Source organism: Kribbella sp. NPDC006257 (assembly GCF_040613535.1).
GTDB lineage: Bacteria > Actinomycetota > Actinomycetes > Propionibacteriales > Kribbellaceae > Kribbella.
Window position 1 is genome coordinate 119,778 of record NZ_JBEXSJ010000017.1, and the last position, 23,130, is coordinate 142,907.

19 protein-coding genes are annotated in these 23,130 nt (G+C 67.8%); 7 read left to right on the plus strand and 12 right to left on the minus strand.

Going from position 1 to position 23,130, the window contains the following annotated elements; translation table 11 throughout:
* Window positions 1–18 precede the first annotated feature (18 nt).
* The 9 genes from ABZ004_RS21805 to ABZ004_RS21845 all read right to left on the minus strand — a co-directional run bounded on the left by ABZ004_RS21805 (window position 19) and on the right by ABZ004_RS21845 (window position 13,111).
* Window positions 19–2,697: an AAA family ATPase gene (locus tag ABZ004_RS21805; protein WP_355682119.1), complete on the minus strand. Its 2,679-nt coding sequence runs from the start codon at window positions 2,695–2,697 to the stop codon at window positions 19–21.
* Window positions 2,698–2,699: 2 nt separating this feature from the next.
* Window positions 2,700–3,938, minus strand: coding sequence for a hypothetical protein (locus ABZ004_RS21810; protein WP_355682121.1), 1,239 nt, complete (start codon window positions 3,936–3,938; stop codon window positions 2,700–2,702).
* On the minus strand, window positions 3,931–4,698 hold the full coding sequence (locus ABZ004_RS21815) for a hypothetical protein (RefSeq protein ID WP_355682122.1): 768 nt from the start codon (window positions 4,696–4,698) through the stop codon (window positions 3,931–3,933). Before ABZ004_RS21815 ends, ABZ004_RS21810 begins: the two co-directional genes overlap by 8 nt.
* A complete protein-coding gene (ispH, locus tag ABZ004_RS21820) occupies window positions 4,695–5,630 on the minus strand; it encodes a 4-hydroxy-3-methylbut-2-enyl diphosphate reductase (RefSeq protein ID WP_355682124.1) in 936 nt (311 codons plus the stop codon). The genes ABZ004_RS21815 and ispH overlap by 4 nt, the downstream gene beginning before the upstream one ends.
* Window positions 5,631–5,644: 14 nt before the next feature.
* Window positions 5,645–6,670, minus strand: coding sequence for a family 2 encapsulin nanocompartment cargo protein polyprenyl transferase (locus tag ABZ004_RS21825; RefSeq protein WP_355682126.1), 1,026 nt, complete (start codon window positions 6,668–6,670; stop codon window positions 5,645–5,647).
* A 10-nt stretch (window positions 6,671–6,680) separates the two neighbouring features.
* Window positions 6,681–8,075: a family 2B encapsulin nanocompartment shell protein gene (locus ABZ004_RS21830; protein WP_355682128.1), complete on the minus strand. Its 1,395-nt coding sequence runs from the start codon at window positions 8,073–8,075 to the stop codon at window positions 6,681–6,683.
* Window positions 8,072–10,309, minus strand: a complete 2,238-nt coding sequence (locus ABZ004_RS21835) for a germacradienol/geosmin synthase (protein ID WP_355682130.1) — start codon at window positions 10,307–10,309, stop codon at window positions 8,072–8,074. Before ABZ004_RS21835 ends, ABZ004_RS21830 begins: the two co-directional genes overlap by 4 nt.
* A 3-nt stretch (window positions 10,310–10,312) precedes the next feature.
* Window positions 10,313–11,734, minus strand: coding sequence for a family 2B encapsulin nanocompartment shell protein (locus ABZ004_RS21840; RefSeq protein ID WP_355682132.1), 1,422 nt, complete (start codon window positions 11,732–11,734; stop codon window positions 10,313–10,315).
* A 378-nt stretch (window positions 11,735–12,112) separates the two neighbouring features.
* A complete protein-coding gene (locus ABZ004_RS21845; protein ID WP_355682133.1) occupies window positions 12,113–13,111 on the minus strand; it encodes an alkaline phosphatase family protein in 999 nt (332 codons plus the stop codon).
* Window positions 13,112–13,217: 106 nt separating this feature from the next.
* Here ABZ004_RS21845 and ABZ004_RS21850 point away from each other — a divergent pair, with 106 nt between their 5' ends.
* The 3 genes from ABZ004_RS21850 to ABZ004_RS21860 are packed head-to-tail and all read left to right on the plus strand — an operon-like array spanning window position 13,218 to window position 15,830.
* Window positions 13,218–13,895, plus strand: a complete 678-nt coding sequence (locus ABZ004_RS21850) for a response regulator transcription factor (RefSeq protein ID WP_355682134.1) — start codon at window positions 13,218–13,220, stop codon at window positions 13,893–13,895.
* Complete coding sequence (locus tag ABZ004_RS21855; protein ID WP_355682135.1) at window positions 13,888–14,553, plus strand: phosphatase PAP2 family protein; 666 nt, start codon at window positions 13,888–13,890, stop codon at window positions 14,551–14,553. The genes ABZ004_RS21850 and ABZ004_RS21855 overlap by 8 nt, the downstream gene beginning before the upstream one ends.
* Before the next feature lie 2 nt (window positions 14,554–14,555).
* Window positions 14,556–15,830, plus strand: coding sequence for an alpha/beta hydrolase-fold protein (locus ABZ004_RS21860; protein ID WP_355682136.1), 1,275 nt, complete (start codon window positions 14,556–14,558; stop codon window positions 15,828–15,830).
* Window positions 15,831–15,873: 43 nt separating this feature from the next.
* On the opposite strand, the gene ABZ004_RS21865 is transcribed toward ABZ004_RS21860, so the two are convergent.
* From ABZ004_RS21865 to ABZ004_RS21875, 3 genes are read right to left on the minus strand one after another with little or no spacing between them, the layout of a single operon-like run.
* A complete protein-coding gene (locus ABZ004_RS21865; RefSeq protein ID WP_355682137.1) occupies window positions 15,874–17,277 on the minus strand; it encodes an ATP-binding protein in 1,404 nt (467 codons plus the stop codon).
* Complete coding sequence (locus ABZ004_RS21870; protein ID WP_355682139.1) at window positions 17,274–18,095, minus strand: SGNH/GDSL hydrolase family protein; 822 nt, start codon at window positions 18,093–18,095, stop codon at window positions 17,274–17,276. The genes ABZ004_RS21865 and ABZ004_RS21870 overlap by 4 nt, the downstream gene beginning before the upstream one ends.
* A complete protein-coding gene (locus ABZ004_RS21875) occupies window positions 18,092–18,910 on the minus strand; it encodes a hypothetical protein (RefSeq protein ID WP_355682141.1) in 819 nt (272 codons plus the stop codon). The genes ABZ004_RS21870 and ABZ004_RS21875 overlap by 4 nt, the downstream gene beginning before the upstream one ends.
* A 101-nt stretch (window positions 18,911–19,011) precedes the next feature.
* Here ABZ004_RS21875 and ABZ004_RS21880 point away from each other — a divergent pair, with 101 nt between their 5' ends.
* From ABZ004_RS21880 to ABZ004_RS21895, 4 genes are read left to right on the plus strand one after another with little or no spacing between them, the layout of a single operon-like run.
* A complete protein-coding gene (locus ABZ004_RS21880; RefSeq protein ID WP_355682143.1) occupies window positions 19,012–19,755 on the plus strand; it encodes an FAD:protein FMN transferase in 744 nt (247 codons plus the stop codon).
* On the plus strand, window positions 19,752–20,411 hold the full coding sequence (locus ABZ004_RS21885) for a response regulator transcription factor (RefSeq protein ID WP_355682145.1): 660 nt from the start codon (window positions 19,752–19,754) through the stop codon (window positions 20,409–20,411). The genes ABZ004_RS21880 and ABZ004_RS21885 overlap by 4 nt, the downstream gene beginning before the upstream one ends.
* Window positions 20,408–21,658, plus strand: a complete 1,251-nt coding sequence (locus ABZ004_RS21890; protein WP_355682146.1) for a HAMP domain-containing sensor histidine kinase — start codon at window positions 20,408–20,410, stop codon at window positions 21,656–21,658. The genes ABZ004_RS21885 and ABZ004_RS21890 overlap by 4 nt, the downstream gene beginning before the upstream one ends.
* Window positions 21,659–21,711: 53 nt before the next feature.
* A complete protein-coding gene (locus ABZ004_RS21895) occupies window positions 21,712–23,124 on the plus strand; it encodes a ferredoxin reductase family protein (protein ID WP_355682148.1) in 1,413 nt (470 codons plus the stop codon).
* Window positions 23,125–23,130 lie beyond the last annotated feature (6 nt).

Sequence of the window (23,130 nt, forward strand, 5' to 3'; positions counted from 1 at the left end):
AGCGCGATGCCCCTCTCGTCATTGAGTGACGAGAGGGGCAAGCGCATGTCTTGACCGTACGTCGAGTTTGCGCATGGCCCGGGAGAGATGGTCCTCGACCGTGCTCACCGACAACGACAACGCGGTCGCGATATTGCTGTTGCTCAATCCCTTCGCGGCCAGCCGGGCGACCTCCAACTCGCGCGGCGACAACGCGTTGCCGTACCCACGCCGCCCCCGCCGCGCCGACACCATCACCCCGGCGTCACGCAGCGCATCGCGACACCTCCGCGCATCGCCACGCGCACCCAACGCCTCGTACGCCGCCACGATCGCCACCAATTCGTCCGGCTCCCCCGCCGCCAGCAAGCACCTCCCCCGCCCTTCCAACGCGCCGTACTGGTCGTACTTCCGCCCCAACACCTCGTACTCCGCAGCCGCCTGCCCGAACAACTCGGCCGACCCCTCAAGACCCGCGCGAACCATCGTCAAAGCAGCCCTCGCCGCCGGCGCATCCCGCCCGGCCAACCCGTCAGCGAACTCAGCCGCCAACCCTTCGGCCGTCGGCCGATCCAGCACCGAACAGGCCGCGATCACCAACTCCCCCGCCCAGGCCCAGCCCTCCTTCCGGCGGACCATCGCAGCACATTCCTCGACCGCACACGGCCCGACCAGCCCCTGCCGGACCAAGGCCGCAACCGTCACCGCCCGGATGGTCAGCGGGCCACTCACCGTTGCCCGCAGCACCGATTCGAGCAACTGCTTGCCCTCAGCAACATCACCGCGAGCCAGCTGATACCGCCCGTCGACCAGGTCGATCTCCATCCGCACCAGCGGCATCCCGGCAGCATCCGCCCGCGCCCGCGACAGTCGCTCCGCCAGCCCACCCCACTCAGCTGCCCCGAACGCCAGCCGCACCCGAGTCCCCGCACCTGCAGCCGCACTGAACCGGTCCCATCCCGCGGCCGCCCGCTCCAGGAGCGCAGTACTCCGGCCGTCGTGCCCCAGCCAAGCCAACCCATCAGCAGCCTCCGCACCGACCTCTTCCACCCCGTCGGTGACACCCAACGCCAGCTGGAAGCGAGCCCGATTCACCCGTACGGCGTGCTTCGTGCCCTCCTCCTGGTACCGCTGCCGATCGTTGAGCAGGCGGACGGCATCGTCCAATCGGCTCCGATGCTCGGCGATCCCTTCGGCTCCGAAGACGGGTACCGCGAGGGTCGACAACGCCCAAGCGGCGGAAGCTGGATCGAGGTCGAGCTCGCTGATCGCAGCCGCGACCTCACGTCGACCGGCCAGTACTTCGCCTGCTCGGTGGTGCAGCAACAATCCGAGCGCGAGCCGCAACCGGCCACGCTGCGAGGTCGGCGCGGTGGACTCGGCGAGGATCGTGCTCATCAGGATCACCGCATCCTGCCAGCGCTGTTCCGGAGACACCGCGGAACCGAGCTTCACTGCCAGCCGGGCCCGGTCTGCCCAGGGCAGGGCCTCGATCTGCACCATCGCCGTCAGTTGCTCGACAGCACCAGCGTTGTCCTGGGCAACCAGTAGCTGGTCGACAGCGGCCTCGGCGTGGATCATCCAGTCCGCGATCAACCCGCCCGAGCGGAAGTGGTCGGCGATGCGGGCGTGCGGAGGTGGTTCGACCGCGGCCAGCGCCATCGCCGACCGGCGGTGCAGGCGGCGCAGTTCGTCCGGCGGGATCGTCTCGTACACCGCTCGACGAGCCAGCGCATGGCGCAGGTCGTACAGGCCGGGGCGCTTCTGTCTGAGCAGTCCGCGGGCAAGTCCCCCGTCGATCGCCTCGGCCAGTTGCGCACCGGATGTCTCCGCGATCGCCCCCAGCACGGAGTCCGGCGCGGGCGAGTTCAGTACGGCGGACGCACACACCACGCGACGGGAGACCTCCGGAAGATGTTCCAGCCGGAGCATCACCGACGCCCGCAGCGCCAACGGGGCGGGAGCCGCCGCCATCGCCCGAGTCATCGCGTTGATCTCCAGCGATCCGCTGTCCTGCACCGCTCTGAGGAGTTCCTCGATTGCGAAGGGCAGGCCGCCGGCGCGGTCGAGCAGCTCCCCGGTCAATGCCGAGGGCAACAAATCGACGCCGAGCACCTCGGTGGCCAGTTCGTGGACCGCGGCCGCGCCGAGCGGATGCAGTCGGACCTCGACTGTTCGGGTCCCAGCCGGAACGCCGGCTGCCAGCGCGGTGATCTCACGGGATTGCTGGGATTCCTCCGGGCGGTAGGTGGCGATCAGCTGCAACTGCGGTGGTAGCCGGGCGGCGAGAAAGTGCAGCACCTGCAGGGTGCCGCGATCTGCCCAGTGCAGGTCTTCGATCACCAACACGGTCGGTCCGAGTTCGGCCAGGCTCTCCGGCAGACAGTTCCAGGGCGAACTGAGGCAGTCGGTCAGACCGGCGACTCCGTGAAAGGCCTCCGCCAACGGCGCCAGCGGAGTGGGATGGTGAAGAGGACGGCAACGTCCGGTCAACCACCGAACAGACTGTCCATCGCGCATCACCGCCGCGCCGAGCCAGGGCGGACCGCCATGATCGCGCGCGAGCTCGGCGATGAGGCGGGTTTTGCCGACGCCTGCTTCGCCGGACACCAGGAGGAGGGCGGGGGTGGTGCGCAGCGCGGCGCGGGCCGTTCGAAGCTCTTGCTCCCTCCCCACGAGCTTCGTCGGCACCAGCCGCCGCGCGCGCTCCACCGGCATCCTCACCTCCGCATCCGACGTTGCGCGGCCATCGCGGCACCGCCGGTGAGGACGACCAGCAGGGTCGCCATCGACCACCGCCGGAGCACCTGGACGGTGTGGTCGGCCGGCTTCGGCGTCGACGCGACCTGCGGCGCGATCGTGATCTCGGTAGGCGACGGCCGCACCCGTGGCGGGGCGGGCGTCGGAGTCGGCGGCTCGGGCGGCGGTGGCGGCAGCTCCCGACGTGGTGTCGGAGTCGGGGTAGGCGTTGGGACAGGGGTGGGAGTGGGCCTGGGAGTCGGCTTAGGCGCAGGCGTAAAGGTTGGTGTCGGGCTGGGCTTCGGGGTCAGCGTCGGCGTCGGCCGCGGTGGTGGCGGGGTCGGCGGTGGGGTCGGTGGAGGAGGAGGAGGTGGCGGCGGTGGCGGCGCTGCCTGGCTTAAACAGCCGGCGGCGTCAGTGGCCGAGGCGGGAGGCGCCGACGAGAGCTCCGTGCTGGACCCGTCGAAGGTGATGCGGAACATCCGGGTTCGCTGCCCGTGCCCGGTGTGGATCGCGACGAGCGTACGAGAGTCGAGCATCACCACAGACGTGTAGGAGTCCAAAGCAGACACCCCCCGGATCGTCGTGATGATCTTCGAGACGCCGGTCTGCGGATCGATGCTGACGAGCTTCGCCGACAGCCCGAAGGTGGAGATCCCATAAAGCAGCCCATCGGAGTACGCGAAGTCGTCGATCGACATCGTCAGCCAGACCGGCGACGGCCGCACCACCCGCAAGACCTTCTTGTACGTCGAACTCCCCGGGTCGATGTCCATCGTGAACAACCGATGCTGGTCCCGCAGATACAGCCGGGACCCCGCTATCGCCCCGGCTGTCGGATCCGCGATCCCACCCGCACCTTCCCGCACCGGCCCGAGATCAGCCACCGCACCGCGCCGATCGATCGTCACCAAATGAGGCCGCCGCCCAAGCCACCCATTCCGGTCCCGGGACGCGATCCCATAAGCCAGATCCTGCGACCGCGAATACCCGAGCGCGTTCACCTGATAGTCGAGCCGCCCAAGATCCGTGACAGCTCCCGACGGCAGCGAGACCCGCGACAACCCCGACAGCGAGTTGTGCCCGCTCGACCGGACCAGCAGGATCTCGCACTCCGACGCCGCCGACGACTCGCTGACCACCAGCACAGTCGTCAGCGAGGCCAGAAGAAGCGCGGCCGACCCTGCGAGCACCCGTCGTACGGGCGTCGCATCAGCCACCGCGACTCAATCGGGTCAGCGCCTCGACGAAGGCATCGGGCCCGACGCTTGCTCCACCGCTGAAGGGATTCTGCAGCTGATAGATCGCGAACAGCACCAGCCCGATCGCGCCCGACAGCATCGACACGATCGTGGCGTACGAGTACACGCCTGGTCCGCCGAACATGAACATCAGCGCCACCGACATCACGCTGCCGATCGCGATCGCGAACCAGACCACCGAACTGACCCCGCTGCCGCTGGCGTTCAGCCGGGTCTGTCTGGCCTGGTAGACGTTCCAGACCTGCGTCGTGGCGTCGACCCGCGCGTTCTCCTGCCGCTCGGTGGTCGTCTTCGCGTGCTCGAGCTCGTCCTGCAGGCTGGTCAGCACCTGCCAGCCCTTGTCCCCGACCGTGCGGCCCGCCCGCATCGCCGGCCACTCGTCGTCGGAGACGATCGACGCATACGACGTGGTCAGCTCGTGCACCTTGGTCTTGGTCGGTTCGGCCAGCGATTCGCTCGACCACTGCACGGCGACCAGTGCGTTCGCCTCCTCGTAGGTGGTGTCCTGAGCCTTGTCCATCGCGTCGAACAGCGAGATCAGCACGAACGCGGCGATCACCACGTTCACTCCGCCGACCACCGTGAAGACCTGGCCGGCCACCTCGTTGTTCGCCTCGCGGCCCTCGCGGTGCCTGGCCTTCCGCAGTACGACGGCCAGGACCGCGGTGAACACCATCACCCCGGCGACCCACAACGACCCACTGAGATAGAGATTCATGGCCGCCTCACCGCCGACGGCAGCGTGAAGTGGATCGTCTCCTGGGTCAGCTCCCGTTCGATCACCTCGACCGGCCCGAGCTGCCCCAGCAACTCCACCACCTCGTCCACCAGCCGCGGCGGCGCCGAGGCCCCGGCCGTCAAACCGACCACCTGTACGCCGTCCAGCCACTCGCCCCGGATATCGGCCGCATCGTCGATCAGGTACGCCGCGGTGCCCCGTTTCTGCGCCAGCTCCACCAGCCGCTTGGAGTTCGAGGAGTTCGTCGAACCGACCACCAGCACCAGGTCGGCCTCGTCCGCGATCGCCGCCAACGCTTCTTGCCGATTCGTCGTGGCATAACAGATATCGGCCGACTCCGGTCCCCGCAGCCCACGGAACTTGTTGCGTAGGGCATCCAGTACGGCGGTGGTCTCGTCCACCGCGAGCGTTGTCTGCGTCAGGTACGAAACCTTCGACGAATCATCGACCTGCAAGGCGGCGACGTCCTCGACCGTCTCGACGAGCACGGTCTGTTCGAGCGCCTCGCCCATCGTGCCCTCGACCTCCTCGTGGCCGGCATGCCCGATCAGCACCACGGTGTCCCCGCGAGCGGCGTACCGGCGGGCCTCGGCGTGCACCTTGGTGACCAAGGGGCAGGTCGCGTCGACCACGTCGAGCCCCCGGCGGTCCGCCTCGTTACGGACCGCCGGGGAGACGCCATGCGCGGAGAAGACGACAGTGGCGCCGTCCGGCACACCGTCCAGCTCGTCGACGAAGACCGCGCCCCGACGTTCGAGGTCAGCGACGACGTGCGTGTTGTGGACGATCTGCTTGCGCACGTAGATCGGCCCCGGACGGTGGGCCAGCAGTTGCTCGACCACCTCGATCGCGCGTTCGACCCCCGCGCAGAACGAGCGTGGCGAGGCCAGCAGGATGGTGCGTGGTGTCATCTGTCTCCCCCATGTCAGCGATCGCGCCGGGTCGCCAGCCGGGCGAGTTGGGTCAGCTCAGCCGCGGCCTGGGTGGCCGAGCCCGCTGACGACAACTCCCCCAGCGCGGACGCCAGCAACGCGTCGGCCTGTGCCTGACTCTGCTCCCTGGCACCGGTGCGTTCGATCAAGTCAGCTGCGTGCCCGAGCTGCTCGTCAGCGAGTTCTTTCTGATAGAGCACCGCCAACTCACGACCCGCCTCCGTGTCGGAGGTCAGCGCGGCGACCGTGGGCAGCGACTTCTTCCGCCGGCGCAGATCGGAGTGCACCGGTTTCCCGGTGACCCTCGGATTCCCCCAGATCCCGAGCAGGTCGTCGGCGTACTGAAAGGCCAGCCCGAGGTCCTCACCGAACAGCCGCAGATGGTCAACCTGCTCAGGCCGGCCGCCGCCGAAGAGCGCTCCGAGCGCACTGGAACATCCCAGGAGCGCACCCGTCTTCAGCTGCGCCATCCGGACGCACTCGGACATCACCACGTCATCACGCGTCTCGAAGTGTGAGTCCGCGAGCTGCCCGTCGACCAGCTCCTGAACGGCCGCCCCCAACATCCGGGCAGCATCGTCTGCCCGTTGATTTCCGCTGTTGACGAGTACGTCGAATGCCAGGCTCAGCAATGCGTCACCGGCCAGGATCGCCGCACCGAGTCCGAAGACCGACCAGGCCGTCGCCCGATGCCGGCGAGTGGTGTCGCAATCCATCACATCGTCGTGCAACAAGGAGAAATTGTGCACCAGCTCGACTGCTACTGCAGCGGGTAGCGCCGACTCCGGCGTACCGCCGACTGCTTCTGCTGACAGCAACGCGAGGGCCGGCCGCAACGCTTTGCCACTGTCGGCGTGGGCTGGACTACCGTCCTCGTCTTCCCAGCCGAAGTGGTAGTTGGCGATCCGTTGTGTCGCCAGTGGCATGCTGCCGACGGCTTCGCGCAGTGCGGGCTCTACTTGTTCGCGGCTCCAGGCCAGGACCTCGAACGCCGACCTGCCCTCTTGAAGAGTGGACATCGCATGCTCCTCATCCACCGAGTTCGACGTTTTCCAGAACGCCGAGAGCGTCCGGGACGAGCACTGCCACCGAGTAGTAGGTACTGACCAGGTACGACGAGACGGCCTTCTCGTTGATCCCCATGAACCGCGCATTGAGGCCCGGCTCCACCTCGTCGGGCAGACCGGTCTGCCGCAGGCCGATCACGCCCTCGTCCTCGGCTCCGGTTCGGAGTACGAGTACGGAGGTGGTGTTCGTCGAGGAGATCGGGATCTTGTTGCACGGAAGGATCGGTACGCCGCGCCACGCGTGCGCCCGCTGACCTTCGACCTCGACGGTCTCCGGGTAGACACCGGCGTTGGTGCACTCCCGGCCGAAGGCGGCGATCGCGCGTGGATGCGCCAGCAGCAGCCGTGGTTTGCGGCGCCTGGTCAGGAGTTCGTCGAAGTCGTCCGGCGTCGGCGGGCCGGTGCGGGTGTAGATGCACTGCTTGAAGTCCGCGTTGTGCAGCAGGCCGAAGTCGCGGTTGTTGATCAGCTCGTGTTCCTGGCGTTCGCGCAGTGCCTCGATGGTCAGCCGGAGCTGCTGCTCGGTCTGGTCCATCGGCTTGCTGTAGAGGTCCGCGACCCGGGTCTGCACCCGCAGGATGGTCTGCGCGACGCTCAGCTCGTACTCGCGCGGCGCCGGGTCGTAGTCGACGAACGTGCCGGGCAGATCGTCCTCGCCCGCATGACCGGCGCTCAGCGCGATCTCAGCCTCACCCGCCTTGTTCTGCGGCGGCTTCGGCCTGGACTTGAAGTCTTCCAGGTGTCCGCGCAGCGCGTCGGACCGGCCGAGCAGGTCGTTGTAGTCGTTGCGATGGAGCTTGAGCACTGTGCAGCGGGTGGTGGCCTTGGCCGTGTATTCCCAGATCGTCTCCGGTGGCTCGGTCAGCAGTCCCTCGCCGAGATAGTCGCCGTCGGCAACAGTTCCCAGATCGGTTCCGTTGCCGTACTCGCCGACACCCGCCAACGAAACCTTGCCGTGGGCAACCAGGATCAGGTCGTCCACCCGGCTGCCGAACTCGGCGATCACCTCACCGGCTTCGTACTCCTGCTGGTAGAACCGGTCCGCTAGCGCCGCGAGCACCTCTTCGTCGGCGAACTCGCGCAGCGGCGGCAGTTCGGTCAGCTCGGCGGGAATCACCCGTACGTCGGCGCCGGTGGCCGAGAAGCTCAGCCGGCCGTCACCGACCGCGAAGGTGCTCCGGCGGTTCACCCGGAAGACACCGCCCTGCGTCTCCACCCACGGCAGCATCTTGAGCAGCCAGCGCGGCGAGATCCCCTGCATCTGCGGGACGGACTTCGTCGTACTCGCCAGCTTCCGCGCAGCCGCGGTGCCCAGGCTCAGCTGGGGTTTCGGGGTGTCCACATCGGTTCCGGTCACCGTGCACCGTCCATTCTGCGCGTACCTGCGAGTTGATAGGTCTTCGCCGCTGACGTCCCTGGTCCGGTCGCCCCGTGCGGGATGCGGAAGGTCTTCACCGGTTCGCTGAGAGGTTTGCCGGCCCGACGGAGCAGCGACGGTTCGTCGTACCGGTCGCAGCCGCGGTGCCAGACGAGGATGCCGGACATCCAGTTCTGCAGTTCGCCGGCGTAGCCGAGCAGGGTCTGCCGGACGTCGTCGGCCAGGCCGAAGTCGTCGAACATGGTCGGCAGGCCGACCGTGACGAGCTGCTCGAACTGCTGCATCCGCGCGGTCATCAGGTTGTTCACCATCGCGAGGGCGGCATCCCGGTCGCAGCCGAGGAAGTTCTGCACCACCATCACCGCGTTGTGGAACTCGCCTTCGAACTGGATCTCCTTCTGATACGAGAAGACGTCGTTCAGCAGGCACGCGTAATCGGCGGCCGAGTTCTCCATCGCCCGGACCACCCGGGACCGGTAGATCGCCGGTGGCACCGAGCGGCCGTGCCCGATCCGGCAGAGACTCATCGTGAGATCCGAGCCGAAGGTCCGACGCCGCATCTCGATGTAGTCGACCGGATCGGGGATCCGGTTCTGGAACTGGTTGGCCAACTCCCACAGCCAGCTCTCGGTCATCGTGTCGACCGCCGCCCGGAACGTCCGCCGGTCCTCGACCGTCATCGGACCGGCCGTTCTGACCCAGAGATCGGCTAGAGAGCGCTCCAGGCCGTTCGCCGGCACTTGAGTGATCGGGCCGTCGATCGGCATGAACTCGGACAACCGTTGGGTGGTTGCCTTCGCGCCGGCCATGTCCTTGGTTCGCCCGAAGACCACCGGGTAGTAGTCGTCGGCGTACGTTCCCCAGGCGAGCCAGCCACTCGCCAGATCGAGCTCGTCCGGCGTCGCGTCCGGGTTGATCCCGGCCGCACAGAGCGGAAGGTCGAAGCCCTTGAGCATCTCGGCGTCCCAGATCACGCCGTCGGTGATCCCGACCCGGTCGCCCCACGCCAGCAGGTTCGCTCGCGCGGTTTCGAGATGCGGGTTGAGCTTCGCGGCGTACGGGAGATAGAACTCCGGCATCGGTGTCGGGCCTACCGGGTGGGGAGCGAAGCTGTGACTGCGGACCCGGAAGGGTGCGGTGGAGATGAGCGACGAGAGGATCCGGGCGGCTGACGTACCGAGGCCGGTCGGCCCACCCAAGGCTGCCTTGCCGCCCTTGTTCATATAGCGACTCGAGCGCAGGTGCCACTCGTGCCCACCCGATTGCCAGTCCTGCAGGCCTTTCACATAAGCCAGTACGTCGAGTTGGCCCTGCGGGTCGATCTGGTGCTCCGCGAGCAGCGGCGGGATCTCGGTGACCGCGGTGTTCTCGAACTGGTGCAACCTGGACGTGAGAATGTCGTTGACCAGGTCGGCGGCTTGTTGCGGTGGGCAACCGAGGAAGCGCTCCACCACCAGGACGCCGTTGTTCACCTCGCCCTCGGTCTCCACCTCGCGCTGGTAGGAGAACAGGTCGTTGCGCAGATGCACCGAGTCGGAGAACGTGTCGCTGAGCACCTGCATCGGCCGGGTGTGCGCGATCTCGACCGGTACTTCGGCGTTCACGGCGTACTCGACGAGGTTGGCCGACCAGGGTGCACCGCCGACCTTGCGGCGCATCTCGACGTACTCGATCGGGTTGGCGATCCGGCCGGTGCTGATGTTGGTGAGCTCCCAGAGCGACTCGGCCAGCAGAGCTTCCGTCGTACCGACGAATCGTTGCCGCCAGCCCGGTGACATCGACGGCACCGTGCGGTTCCAGAGATCCACCAGACCGCGCTCCACCGGATTATCCGGCGTTTCCGTGATCGGTCCCTCCACGGGCATGAAGAGGGGCAGCCGGTCGAGGTAGGCCTTCGCGCCGGCCAGGTCCTGGGTCTTCTTGTAGAGCTCCAGGAAGTGGTCGTCGAAGTAGAAGACCCAGACATACCAGTCGGTGACCAGGTCGAGGGCCGGCCCGGTCGCGTCCGGATGCGTGTAGGCGCAGAGCAGCGCGTAGTCGTGGCTGTCGAAGTCGCGCTCGTCCCAAATCGCCTTGCCCGCTTGGGGAACGTCGATCATGTCGAACTCGTGGGCCCAGGCCTTGCTGTGCGCCCGGGCTCCTTCCAGGTGGGGACTGATCCTGGCCGGATAGGGCACATAGAAGTCGGGCAGCTCATAGGGCTGCTTCGACATGGTCTAGCCTTCCCGGCCGATCTCGACGCCTTCGAGGATGCCGAGGGCGTCCGGAACCAGTACTGCGGCCGAGTAGTAGGCACTCACCAGGTAGTTGATGATCGCCTTCTCGCTGATGTTCATGAACCGCACCGACAGGCCGGGCTCGAACTCGTCCGGCAGCGCGGTCGGCTGCAGCCCGATCACGCCCTGAGCGTCTTCTCCTGTCCGCATCAGCATGATCGAGCTGGTCCGGGTGTCACTGATCCCGAGCTTGTTGCAGGGGAAGATCGGTACGCCGCGCCAGGCCGGCAACCGGTGACCGCCGAAGTCCACGGTGTCCGGGTAGACGCCGGCCTTCGTGCACTCGCGACCGAATGCGGCGATCGCCCGGGGATGCGCCAGGAAGTAGGCCGGTTCCTTCCAGACCAGGCTGAGCAGGTCGTCGAGGTCGCCCGGCGTCGGCGGTCCGGTGCGGGTCGGGATCCGCATGCTCAGGTCCGCGTTGTGCAGCAGGCCGAAGTCGCGGTTGTTGATCATCTCGTGCTCCTGCCGCTCGCGGAGCGCCTCGACGGTCAGCCGGAGCTGCTGCTCGGTCTGGTCCATCGGGTGGTTGTAGAGATCGGCGACGCGGGTGTGCACCCGCAGTACGGTCTGGGCGACGCTCAACTCGTACTCACGGGGAGTCGTCTCGTAGTCGACGTACGTGCCGGGCAGGTCCGCTTCACCTTCATGGCCGGCGGCCAGTTCGATCGCGGCCTCGCCGTACTCGTTCTCGGCCTGTTCCGGGCTGTTGCGGAACTGCTCGATGTGCTCGCGGAGGCTGTCGGCCTGGCTGACCAGCTCCTCGAAGGAGTCCTGCGAGAGGGTGAGCAACGTGCACGGGGTGATCGCCTTGACGGTGAACTCCCAGAAGTCGTCGGACTCCAGTACTGCGCGGTAGGTGAAGTGGTCGCCGTCGACCAGCGTCTCCAGCACCGTCTCGTCGCCGTACTTGCCGAGGCCGATCTTGTTCACCTTGCCGTGCGCAATGAGGCAGACTTGATCGGCCGGCCGGCCGCGTTCGACGATCACGTCTCCGGGCTGGAACTCCTGCTGGACAAAGCGATTCGCCAGCGCGGTCAGCACTTCGACATCGTCGTAGCTGCGCAGCAACGCGAGTTCGCACAGCTCCTGCGGGATCACGCGGACCTCGGCGCCGGTCGTGGTGAAGGTGACGCGGCCGTCGCCGACGGCGTAGCTGAGCCGGCGGTTCACCCGGTAGGTACCACCGGCGACCTGCACCCAGGGCAGCATCTTCAGCAACCAGCGCGACGTCTTGCCCTGCATCTGCGGCTCGGACTTGGTCGTCGTCGCCAGGTTGCGCGCTGCCGCGGTGCCGAGGCTGAGCTGCGGTCGCTGCCCTCCTCCGTTGACGTCCGACGAGGCCGGCTCGGTCAAGGTCACAGTACCCACCACCATTTCGTTCGCGGTTCACGTTGCTGTCCGGCGCCCGACTGGGCAGGCGTCAGCACGCCGGCGGATGACCCGGCGCGCGCCTCAGGGCAGGGGTGAGTGTCCCCGTGCCACAAGGAATGGCTGAACTAGCTGATGTGGATCGATCGGTCGACGTCCCCCAAAGGACCGGCGTGACCCGCAGATTCCGGCGCCCAGTTCGCCCTGCGTCTCACCTCGCGACCGCTACATCACAAACGGTAACCGACTACGCACCGTTGTCGTCAAGGTGCGCACCCCTGCAACTTTTTCCAAACCTTCCAAACCCCCGAAACAATGCGCCCCCGACCCGGTATCAATTCCTGCCGTTGTGGAATCGATACCAACTTCTCAGTGGGACAGGCCGAGAAGGGTGTAAAGGTCGGGGGCGTTGGTGGCTTCGCGGAGTGGGGGTGCGTCGACCAGGGCGGAGATTGCCTTGCTGGTGGCGAGGTGGTCGAGGCGCTGGCCGATGACCACGTGATTCAGGGACGGGTTGAGGGCGACCGTGAGGACGCGGTTGCCGGCGTGTTTGTCGTCCTCGTCGAAGGTGACCAGGACGAGCAGGTGGCCGGAGGTGAAGTCGGAGCCTTTGAGGAGTGGTTCGAACCATTTCGTCAGCCAGGTGTTGGCCGAGTTCAGCGGGCAGTCGTGGGCGTCGTCACAGAGGTTCGGTGCGAGGTAGCCGAAGGTCGGCAGAGTTCCGTTGGCAACATCGTCATGGAACTCCCCTTCCGTCACGGTCCCGGCCGGTACGTCGTACTGCTGGCAGAGCCGGCGTTCGTCGTCGGAGGCGAAGTAGAGCCACGGGTTGTGGCGGACGGCATACGGATCATGCTTGCCCTGCTCCAGCTGGCAGTTCGACTTCATGTCCTCGGCGTAGGTCTTGGCGATCTCGCCGGTCGCGAGGACCTGGCCGAAGACGGACTGACCCGTGAGCTTGTGGGCGGCCGGTGAGCGGTCGTCGCGGATGCCGAAGGTGGAGCCGCCGGCGAGGGTGAGGTAGTTCGGCAGCGAGGGATGGGCCATCGCGTAGTACAGGCCGGCTCTGGCGTACTTGTCGGCCAGGCCGGCGAGGTACGGCATGCCCTTGGTGGAGGCGCAGGGGTTCTTGTTCTCCAGGACGACCAGCAAGATCTTGGTGATCTTGGCGGGGTTCGCTGTCGGGGTGAGCGGCGCGGCCGGGACACCAGGCGGGCAGGTGTCGTCCTTGCTGAACGCCTCAGGCTTCGTCGGCTTCGATGTCGGCACGGACGGCTGGTCCGTATTCTCCTTGGCGGCATGCACGCCACATGCGGCTGCTGTCGCGATGAGCGCAGTGACCAGCGCACCCCTGACAAAACTTCTCACTTGATGAACCCCCTCCGATCCTCCGACGGTAGCCGCCAAGAGCTGAGAAGTCGCTGAGTCGGCGTCACTCAGCTGATTCTCAGCGACGCCGGGTCAGACTGGGGACATGCGGGTGCTGATGGTGGAGGACGAGGTCCGGCTGGCCGATACGGTCCGGCGGGGGCTCACCGACGCCGGGTTCGTGGTCGAGGTGGTGCACAACGGCGAGGACGCGGTCTGGGCGGCGAGCGAGAGCGCGTACGACGTGATCGTGCTGGACATCATGTTGCCCAAGCTGAACGGGTACAAGGTGCTCGAGGAGCTGCGCCGGCGCGGAGTGTGGACGCCGGTGCTGATGCTGACCGCCAAGGACGGCGAGCACGACCAGACCGACGCGTTCGATCTCGGCGCCGACGACTACCTGACGAAGCCGTTCAGCTTCCTCGTCCTGGTCGCCCGGTTGCGCGCGCTGATCCGTCGCGGCGGGCCGGAGCGTCCCGTCGTACTGATGGCCGGTGACCTTTCGCTGGACCCGGCGCGTAAGCGGGTCGAACGGGCCGGCCAGGAGATCGCGCTGACGCCGCGGGAGTACGGCCTGCTCGAGTTCCTGATGCGGCATCGCGGTGACACTGTCACCAAGACCGAGATCCTGGAATCCGTCTGGGATCCGGCCTTCGACGGCGATCCCAATGTCGTCGAGGTCTACGTCCGCTACCTCCGTCTCAAACTTGACGCTCCCTTCAACCGCCACGCCATCGAAACAGTCCGAGGCATGGGTTACCGCCTGGCAGCCGACGGTGGCTGAGACCATCCGGTACGCCGTGCCGCTGGCGGGCGCGGTCGTGGCAGTGACAGGCACGCTCGGGGTGATCGCGCTGGCGGACAGCGCGACCGAGTCCGACGGCCTGGCGGCGCTCGATCCCCAGCTCACCACCGATGTGCTCGGGGTCCGCACCGCACCGCTGACCGCCGTGGCCCGCGCGCTGACCTTCGCCGCGGACGTGCCGGTCCTGTCCGTCCTGATCCTGCTGGTGGCCGTCTTGCTGTGGCGGCGGACCAGAGCCTGGCGAGCACCCGGTTTGTTGCTCATCGCAATGACCGGGTCGGCAGCGCTGACCTACGGGCTCAAGCTGATCGTCGAGCGGCATCGGCCGGGGATCCTTTATGTCCTTGGGCCGGTCGACACCAGCTACGCGTTCCCGTCGGGGCACACACTGAACTCGGCGGTCTTCTTCGGCGTCCTGGCGATGCTGACCTGCGCCGGACTCAGGTCGCGCCGGGCCCGGATCGGAGTCGTCGCGATCGCGGTGCTGTTCAGTCTCGGGATCGGGGCGAGCCGGTGGTATCTCGGGTACCACTGGGCGACCGACGTGCTGGCCGGGTGGCTGATCGCGATCAGTTGGCTGGCTGTGGTGGGGACTGGAGCGTGGGTCTTTCGCCGTAGTGCTCTCTGGGGAGGCTGAGGATGGGGCTTGAGGTGTCGTTGCTCAAAGGGTGGTTGCCGGTCGGGCTCGAGGTCGTGGCGGCGGTGATGTTGCTGCTGGCGATCGGGTGGCGGGACGTGCGGTGGCGGACCAGGCGGTTGCCGCTGGTGATCTTCGGGTCCGCAGTGCTCGGTGTGCTGGTCGCGAAGGTGATCGCGCCGGGGTTGGGGTTCACCGATCCGTTGCCGGTGCATGTGTGGATCTGGTTGACCGCCGCCTTCGGTGCCTTGGTGCTACTGGGTGTGGGGTGGTCCACTGCGGGGTGGAGTCGCCGGCTGGCCGCAGTACTGGCTGCTGTGCTTGCGGCGGTGGTAGGTGCCAATGGCATCAATCAGTTTGTCGGCTATTACCCGACAGTCGGTGATGCCGTGGCCGGGCTGCAAGGGCAGCCGCCTCCTGGGCAGGTGTCGTTGTCGCAGATCAAGGATCACAAGGATCCGGCCGGAGCTCAGTCGGGCGAGTTGGTCGCGGTGACGATCCCCGCCGTACCGAGTGGGTTCGTGCATCGCCAGGAACTCGTCTACCTACCGCCCGTGTGGTTCCGCGGGACGCATCACCCGGTGCTGCCGGTGGTCGAAATGATCGGCGCCGAGCACTCGAAGCCGGAGAACTGGGTCCGGATCGGCGACGCCGTCAAGACCGCTCAGGCGTACGCCGCGCAGCATCACGGACTCGGACCGATCCTGGTCTTCGCCGACGCCACGGCGAATTTCGCCAACGACACCGAGTGCGTCAACGGTCCGCACGGACAGGCCGAGGACCACCTGTACCGCGACATCCCGGCGTACATCAGCGCCACCTTCGGCGCCTCGAGGGACCCGAAGTCGTGGGCGGTCGCCGGATTCTCGATGGGCGGCACCTGCGCGATCGGGCTGACCACCGAGCACCCGGGCACCTTCGGCCACTTCGTCGACATCTCCGGCGACCAGTACCCGAACACCGGCACCAAGGCGCAGACGATCGCCAACCTGTTCGGTGGATCCGCCGCCGCGTACGCCGCGCACGATCCGCTGACGGTGATCGCCAAGCACGGCCGCTACCCGGCACTCACCGGCCGGTACCTCGACGGCACCGAGGAGAAGTTGCACGCCCGCGAAGCGAACCTGTTGATCGCGGCCGGCAAGAAGGAAGGCATCGTGTCGAAGCTGACCGTCCTGCCCGGAACGCACAACTGGCAGTTCGCCGAATCCGCCTTCGCCTACATCTATCCATGGCTCTGTGAGCAACTCGGACCAGGGACGCACAAGTCCCTCTAGGACGGCCCTGCCGATCGACGGTCACCCTCACCGTCGCACGCCGTCACCCCCGGGGCGACGGGCCCTCGGTCGGCAGGGTCACTTCGAACCTCGCACCGCCCAGCGAGGAGTCGGTGATCCGCACCGAACCACCGTGGGACCGCAGTACTTCCCGGACGATCGCGAGGCCGAGCCCCGATCCCCCACTGACCCGATCCCGGCTCGCGTCCAGCCGGACGAATCGCTCGAACACCCGCTCCCGATCGGCCGGCGGGATCCCGTCGCCGTCGTCCTCGACCGTGAGCACCGCAGTACCGGCCTCTTCGGCCAGCGTGAAGCGGACCGTGCTCTTCGCGGCCCGGGTCGCGTTGTCCACCAGGTTGCGGATCACCTGCGCCAGCTTGTCGGCATCACCCCGGACGCGGACCGTCTGAACATCGCGTTGCACGACCGGTCCGTTGGAGCTCCGCAGCCGCCGCACCTCGGACTCGACCAGATCGTCAAGATCGACATCGGATCGCTGCAACCGCAGTTCGTCGTCATCGGCCTTCGCCAACAGCAACAGATCCTCGACCAGCCTGCGCATCCGGCCGGTTTCGGCGCCCATCACCTGCTGCAGATCCAGCCACGCCTGCCCGGTGACGTCGACCACGACGACGTCGAGCGCCGCGGTGAGGGTGGCGATCGGGGACCGCAGCTCATGACTCGCGTCGGCGACGAACCGTCTCTGCGTCTCCTGGGCCGCCTGCAACCGGTTGAGCATCTCGTTCATGGTGACCGCGAGCCGTGCGATCTCGTCCTGGGTGGCCGGCACCGGGACGCGCTCGGCCAGCTGGTTCGCGCCGATGCCGTGCACCTGGGCGCGGATCTGCTCCACCGGGCGGAGCGCGCGGCCGACCAGGATCCACATTGCCATCCCGACCAGGAGCAGCAACAACGGGAAACCGAGCAGCAGGTAGAGGATGACGGTCCGGACGGTCTCCCGCTGGGTCTGGATCGACGACGCGACCACGACCGTGTAACGGGCACCCTTGAATTCGGTGCCTCGGGCAACGATCAGGAATTCGTGGTCGTCACCGATCAGCGGCATCCGGCCGATCTCGTTACCCAGCAGCTCGCCGTTGGCCGGCCGGAGATCTGTCAGGGGTAGTTCGGTACGCCGCGACGAGCTGGCCACCACGACACCGTCGCTGTTCAGCACCTGGATCAGCTGACTCGGCCGGTTGTTCTCGATCAGTTCGTCCCGGAGCCCGCGCTGGCCGCTTTCCTGGATCTGGGTGGCGATGTCGAGCGACCGGTCGTCGGCCGCGTCGGAGACGCTGTTGATCAAGGCCCGTTGGAGCAGGAGCAGCAGGACGAGCGCACCGACGGCCAGAGCCAGGGCGACCACGACAACGGCTGCACTGGTGGATCTGCCGCGGACACCTGGTCGGCGTACAGCGGCCAGGAAGCGGTGGATGCGGGTCATGACTTCAAGGTCGGCAGGCCTGCGGCGAGCAGGACCTTGGCGATGAGTTCGTGGCCGGCTTCGTTCGGGTGATCGCCGTCGGGGGCGAGCAGGCCGGTCACGTCGGCGCCTTCGCGCTGGAACGGTCCGGCCAGGTCGACCGAGGTGGCGCCTTCGGCGAGCGTGGCGGCCTCGATCACCGAGTTCACCCGGCGGGTGAGGTCGACCGTGGCGGCGCGTCCGTCGGCGCTGAAGCTCTGCCGGGCGACCTCGCCGTCCTCGAACACGTTCCAGTAGCCGGTGACCAGGGTGGTGGTCGGCTGACCCGCGCGCAGAGCGCGGATGCGTTCGAGGATGCGATGCAGGTCGCCGGACAACTGGTCCAGTTCATCGGTCAGGCAGTCGGCCGAACAGATCGCGTCGACGACCGCGTCATGGTGATCGCCGAAGTCGTTCGCCCCGATCGTGATCAGGTCGACGTTCGCATCCTTGACCGCCTCCGCCGGCTGCGGCTCGTCCAACTGCTTCAGCAGCCCTTCGGAATCGAGCCCACTGACGCCACGATTCTCCACAGTCACCTGTACGCCGGTCCGTTGGCTCAGGAGGCGCCCGTAGAGCTCGGGGAACGCGGCGCACCCACAAGCAGCGCCGGCCGTCACCGAGTCGCCCAAAGCCACGACGCGGAGCGGTTTGCCGCCAGGAGACGGCGTCGCCGGGATGCTCGTGCTCTCCTTGTCGGCCGTGTCACCCGTTCCCGCGGTCGCCAGCAGGCCACCGGCGCACAGCATGATCGCCACGGCCACCACCGCGATACGGCGTACGGTCCATTGTTTGGTCACTGTTCGATCACCGCGAATCTGGCCAGTCTCACCGAGCCGCCGAGGGTGAACACGAACCCGAGCACGGTCAGCCAGACCAGCCCTTCGCGGACCTGGTCCCCGAGCCAGATCAGCCCGACAGCAGCCGGTACGACGGTCTCGATGCTGAACGTGATGGCCGCGACCACGGTCACCGAACCGCGTTGCAACGCGAGCCCGAAAGCGGCCAGCGCGAGAACTCCGTAGACGACCAAGGCCCAGGCAACCGGATCTGACAGCACCTTCCAGCCGTTGTCGAGATTCAGCGTGCGAGCTGCCACCCCGGCTCCGCCGAATCCCAGCCCGGCGACGGTTGCCAGCAGCGCCACCCCACGAGCGCCCGCCAGCCGGAAGCCTGCGAAACCGAGCGCCAGCACCGGCACGGCCAGGATCAGCACCAGCCACGCGGCCGTTCCGCTGAGCGTCTTGGCCGGGCCTTCAACGGCTCCGGCGGCGAGACCCACCAGCCCTATCCCGACGACGATGAGCGCGATCACCGTCGGCCGATCCAGCTGTCCGCCCAGGAACAGCGCGGCCAGGATCGCAGTCACCGCGACACTCGACGCCACCGCCGACTCGACGATGAACAGCGGAAGGGACCGCAGGGCGGCCAGCGACGCGAGGAATCCGGCGCCGTCGAGGGCCAGGCCTACGACGTACAGCCAGCCTGCTTCGATCCGTCCCCACAGGGTGGTCGCACGCGACCGGGCCGAGCGGCGCAGCCCCTCAGCCTGCAGGACGGTGCCCACGCCGTACAGGACAGCCGCACCGAACGCACCCACAAGAGCAAGGATCACCAGACCACTGTCTCAGTCCCGCGGGCACGCCACCGCACCGACACCCAACTCAGTTTGCTCTCAGCAACAAGCGGTCAGACTGGGCGGGTGGGGTTCCCGTAGTGACCAGGCGGAGCTGGGTCGAGCAGGTGATGGGCCTGCCCGTCAGCGTGCTCGCTCGCGGCGCCTCGGCCCGGTCGGAGGCCGCGGACGAGGCGGTTCGTGCCGTGTATGCGGAACTCCGCGAGGTCGACCGGATCTTCTCGCCGTACCGCGACGACAGCGAGATCAGCAGGCTCGCCGGCGGCGTCCTCGCCTGGAGTGATGCCACACCGCTCGTCCGTGAGGTGGCCGGTCGCTGCCTCCGCGCGGCCGAGCTGACCGGAGGTCTGTTCGATGCCACCAGGCCGGACGGGAACTGGGATCCGTCCGGCCTGGTCAAAGGCTGGGCCACCGAACGCGCCGCGCGCTTGCTGACCGCTGTCGGCGGGCTGGACTGGTGTCTCAACGCAGGCGGCGATGTCGTGCTGAGCTGCCCCAGCGGCGAACCGTTCGTCGTCGGAATCCAGGACCCGTTGGACCCGGCCGCGGTCAGCACCTCGGTCCGGTGCACGACCGGGGCCGTCGCGACCAGCGGCACAGCAGCCCGTGGCGCTCATCTGTACGACCCGAGGACCGGTCGCCCGACGACGAGTGAATGGCTGTCGGTGACCGTGATCGGACCTTCGCTGGAGACCGCTGACGTCCTGGCTACCGCCGCCTTCGTCGCGGGCAGCCTCGCGATCGTCGACCACACCGACCAGTACTACGGCCTGGCTGTCGCGGCGAACTCGACCCTGCTGAGGACCGTGGGCTGGCCCGGGTGATCCCGCTGCTGCTCGTCGAGGACGACCAGGACCTGGCCACACTTTTGCAGCGGGTCCTGTCCACCGAGGGCTATCAGGTGACCATCGCCGGCGACGGTCAGCGAGGTCTGCATCTGGCCATGACGCAGTCCTTCGAGGTGATGGTGCTCGATCGTGGCCTGCCGGCGATCGAGGGACTCGACCTGATCGGCCGGTTGCGTCGCCGTGGGGTGACGACGCCGATGCTTGTGTTGTCGGCCCGTGGCACCACCCAGGACCGGGTGGACGGGCTGGACGCGGGCGCCGAGGACTACCTCGCCAAACCCTTCGAGATCAGTGAGTTGCTCGCCCGCCTCCGGGCGTTGCTGCGCCGGCATCCGGACCATGCCCACACCTTGCCTGTGCCGGGCGGTTCGCTGGACCTGGCGAACCGGTCCGTACGGCGAACTCGCGGCGACGCGATCGAGCTGTCCGAACGCGAGGCCGCGTTGCTCGGCCTGCTCGCCGCCCGGCCGGAGGTGGTGTTCAGCAGGCCGGACCTGCTGGCCAGAGTGTTCAACGACGCCGAATCCGAGACCGTGGTCGACACCTACGTGCACTACTGCCGGAAGAAGCTCGGGCACGGTGTCATCAGTACCGTCCGCGGACTCGGCTATCGCCTCGGCAGACTCTCGTGAGCCGCAGCAGGCCGATCGGCGACGAGGTCCTGGTGCGCACGGCGTCCCGGCGGCTGGCGATGCAGGCCGCCGGGCTGGTCGCGTTGGCGATGCTGCTGCTGGTGCTGCTGGTGACAGTGGTCGTAGTGCGCGGCCAGTCCGCCTCGGCCGACAACCTGCTGCGCTCCACCGCGCGCACCGCGGACGATGTCGGTGACCCGCCGCCGAGTGCGTGGCTGGTGATGGTTGAGGGTGGCGTCGTCACCTCCTCCCCCGGCCTGCCCGACGAGCTGGCTCCCGAGCTGGCCGGTCTCCGGGCCGGAGCGAAACCCCAGGCAGTGCTGGCGAATCTGCGGGAGACCGGCGACGACGACAGCTTGCGGGTCGCGACCCTTCAACGGGGTGGACGCACCATCCAGGTGGTCCTCGATCTCGCGTCGGCCCACCAGGAGCGAGCCAGGTTACTGAAGGCGATGGGCGTAGCCTCCGCGATCGGCTTGCTGTTCGCAGTACTGCTCGGGGTGTTGCTCGGCCGGCGCGCGGTCCGCCCGCTGGCGCAGGCGCTCGCCCTGCAGCGAAACTTCATCGCGGATGCCGGTCACGAGCTTCGGACGCCGCTCACCCTGCTGAGTACCCGGGCCCAACTGCTCGACCGAGCGGTCCAGGCCGAAGACATCGGCGAACAGACCAAGGACGACTCCCACGGCGTGGTGCTCGACACCCAGCGGCTGGGCGAACTGGTCGAGGACCTGCTGGCGGCTGCCGACCCACGCGGCGAACAGAGCCACGAACCGGTCGAGCTCGGCCTGCTCATCCACGGAGTGGCGGACAGCGCGAGTGCGCACGCACGCGACCGCGGCGTCGAGCTGGTCTTGGACAGCGACACTCCGCCCTGCTGGGTGATGGGATCGTCGTCAGCCTTGCGGCGAGCCGTGCTGTCACTTGTCGACAACGCTGTCGATCACACACCATCCGGTGGGCAGGTACGGATCAGCCTGCGCAGGGATCGGCGCTCGGCGGTGATCGCGGTCAGCGACACCGGTCCCGGCATCGCGCCGGAAGCAGCGCACCACGTCCTGCAACGGTTCCATTCCGGCGGTCACCGAGCCGGCCGGACTCACTACGGTCTCGGTCTTGCACTCAGCCACGACGTGGCGAACCGTCATGGTGGCCAGCTCCGGCTGGTCGACAGCCCGGTCGGGGCGGCCTTCGAGTTGTCGCTGCCGATCCCGCGCGACGAACCACCCTGGCCTCCAAGGAATCCCTAAGATTCGCCAGGCATCGTCGTCATCATCGCCCGACCAGACGACGGAGCCACTCGATGACCACGCTGAGGACCGCACGGCCGGCCCGGTCGTCGCACGCCGGACCGCGCCCACGCCGTACGCCGGCCTGGTGGCGCGACGCCGTCGGCAGCAGCTGCTGGGTCAGTGCACTGATCGTCGTCCTGCTCTGGGTGTCCGGTCGCGGCCTGCAACTACTGGCCTCCGGCCCTGCTGATCTCCTCATCTCGACCGGCCGGCTGACCGGCCTGGTCGCGGCGGATCTCCTGCTCGTCCAGGTGTTCCTGATGGCCCGGGTGCCGATGATCGAACGCAGTTACGGCCAGGACGAGCTGGCCCGGCGGCACCGGCTCGTCGGCTTCTACTCGTTCAACCTGCTGCTGACGCACATCGCGCTCATCACCGTCGGGTACACCCTCCGCGACCACAGCAACCTGATCCGCGAGACGTGGACCGTCGTCACGACGTACGGCGGCATGCTGCTGGCCTTGGCTGCGACGATCGCGTTGACCCTGGTGGCGGTCACCTCGATCCGGCTTGCCCGGCGCGCCCTTCGCTACGAGTCGTGGCACCTGCTGCATCTGTACGCCTATGTCGGGGTCGGGTTGTCGATCCCGCACGAGATCTGGACCGGGCAGGACTTCTCCACCTCGCGGCTCGCACAGGTCTACTGGTGGTCCGCCTATGCCCTCGCGGCCGGGGCGATCGTCTTCTACCGCGCCGGTCTGCCGATCTGGCGGACGCTGCGGCACGGGATCACGGTGATCTCGGTCGTCCGCGAGAGCCCGGATGTGGTCACCGTCCAGCTGGCCGGTCGCGGACTGCACCGGCTAGGTGTCCAGGCCGGTCAGTTCCTGGTCTTCCGGTTCCTCGACGGTCCCGGCTGGTCCCGCGGCAACCCGTACTCGTTGTCCGCCCCGCCACGGCACAACAGGCTGCGGATCACCGCCAAGGACGCGGGCGACGGCAGCGGCCGGCTGGCCGGGCTGCGGGCAGGCACCAAGGTCCTGATCGAGGGCCCGTACGGCCGGCTCACGGGTGAGCGCCGGGTCTGGCGACGCGTCGCGATGCTTGCCTGCGGCATCGGAATCACCCCGCTGCGCGCGTTGCTGGAGGATCTGCCGTACGCGCCTGGTGATGCAGTCCTGGTCTACCGGGCCCGGAGCGCGCCGGACCTGGTGTTCCGCGACGAGCTGGACGATCTCGCGCAGCAACGCGGCATCGCGGTCCACTATCTGCTCGGGCGCCGCATCGCTGACCGCAACTCGTGGTTGCCGCAGGAAGCCGCCGACTGGGACGACGCTGCCGCGCTGGAGGCGCTCGTCCCGAACCTCCGGTCGTACGACGTCTTCGTCTGCGGGCCTGATCCATGGATGGACGCGGTGACCGGAGCTGCTCTGACAGCAGGCCTGCCGGCGAACCAGCTCCATCAAGAACGGTTCACCTGGTGAGGATTC

Coding starts and splice junctions, on each gene's coding strand:
- ABZ004_RS21805 (WP_355682119.1), bottom strand. CDS start 2,697: ATGCCGGTGGAGCGCGCGCGGCGGCTGGTGCCGACGAAGCTCGTGGGG.
- ABZ004_RS21815 (WP_355682122.1), bottom strand. CDS start 4,698: ATGAATCTCTATCTCAGTGGGTCGTTGTGGGTCGCCGGGGTGATGGTG.
- ispH (WP_355682124.1), bottom strand. CDS start 5,630: ATGACACCACGCACCATCCTGCTGGCCTCGCCACGCTCGTTCTGCGCG.
- ABZ004_RS21825 (WP_355682126.1), bottom strand. CDS start 6,670: ATGTCCACTCTTCAAGAGGGCAGGTCGGCGTTCGAGGTCCTGGCCTGG.
- ABZ004_RS21835 (WP_355682130.1), bottom strand. CDS start 10,309: ATGTCGAAGCAGCCCTATGAGCTGCCCGACTTCTATGTGCCCTATCCG.
- ABZ004_RS21850 (WP_355682134.1), top strand. CDS start 13,218: ATGCGGGTGCTGATGGTGGAGGACGAGGTCCGGCTGGCCGATACGGTC.
- ABZ004_RS21860 (WP_355682136.1), top strand. CDS start 14,556: ATGGGGCTTGAGGTGTCGTTGCTCAAAGGGTGGTTGCCGGTCGGGCTC.
- ABZ004_RS21865 (WP_355682137.1), bottom strand. CDS start 17,277: ATGACCCGCATCCACCGCTTCCTGGCCGCTGTACGCCGACCAGGTGTC.
- ABZ004_RS21895 (WP_355682148.1), top strand. CDS start 21,712: ATGACCACGCTGAGGACCGCACGGCCGGCCCGGTCGTCGCACGCCGGA.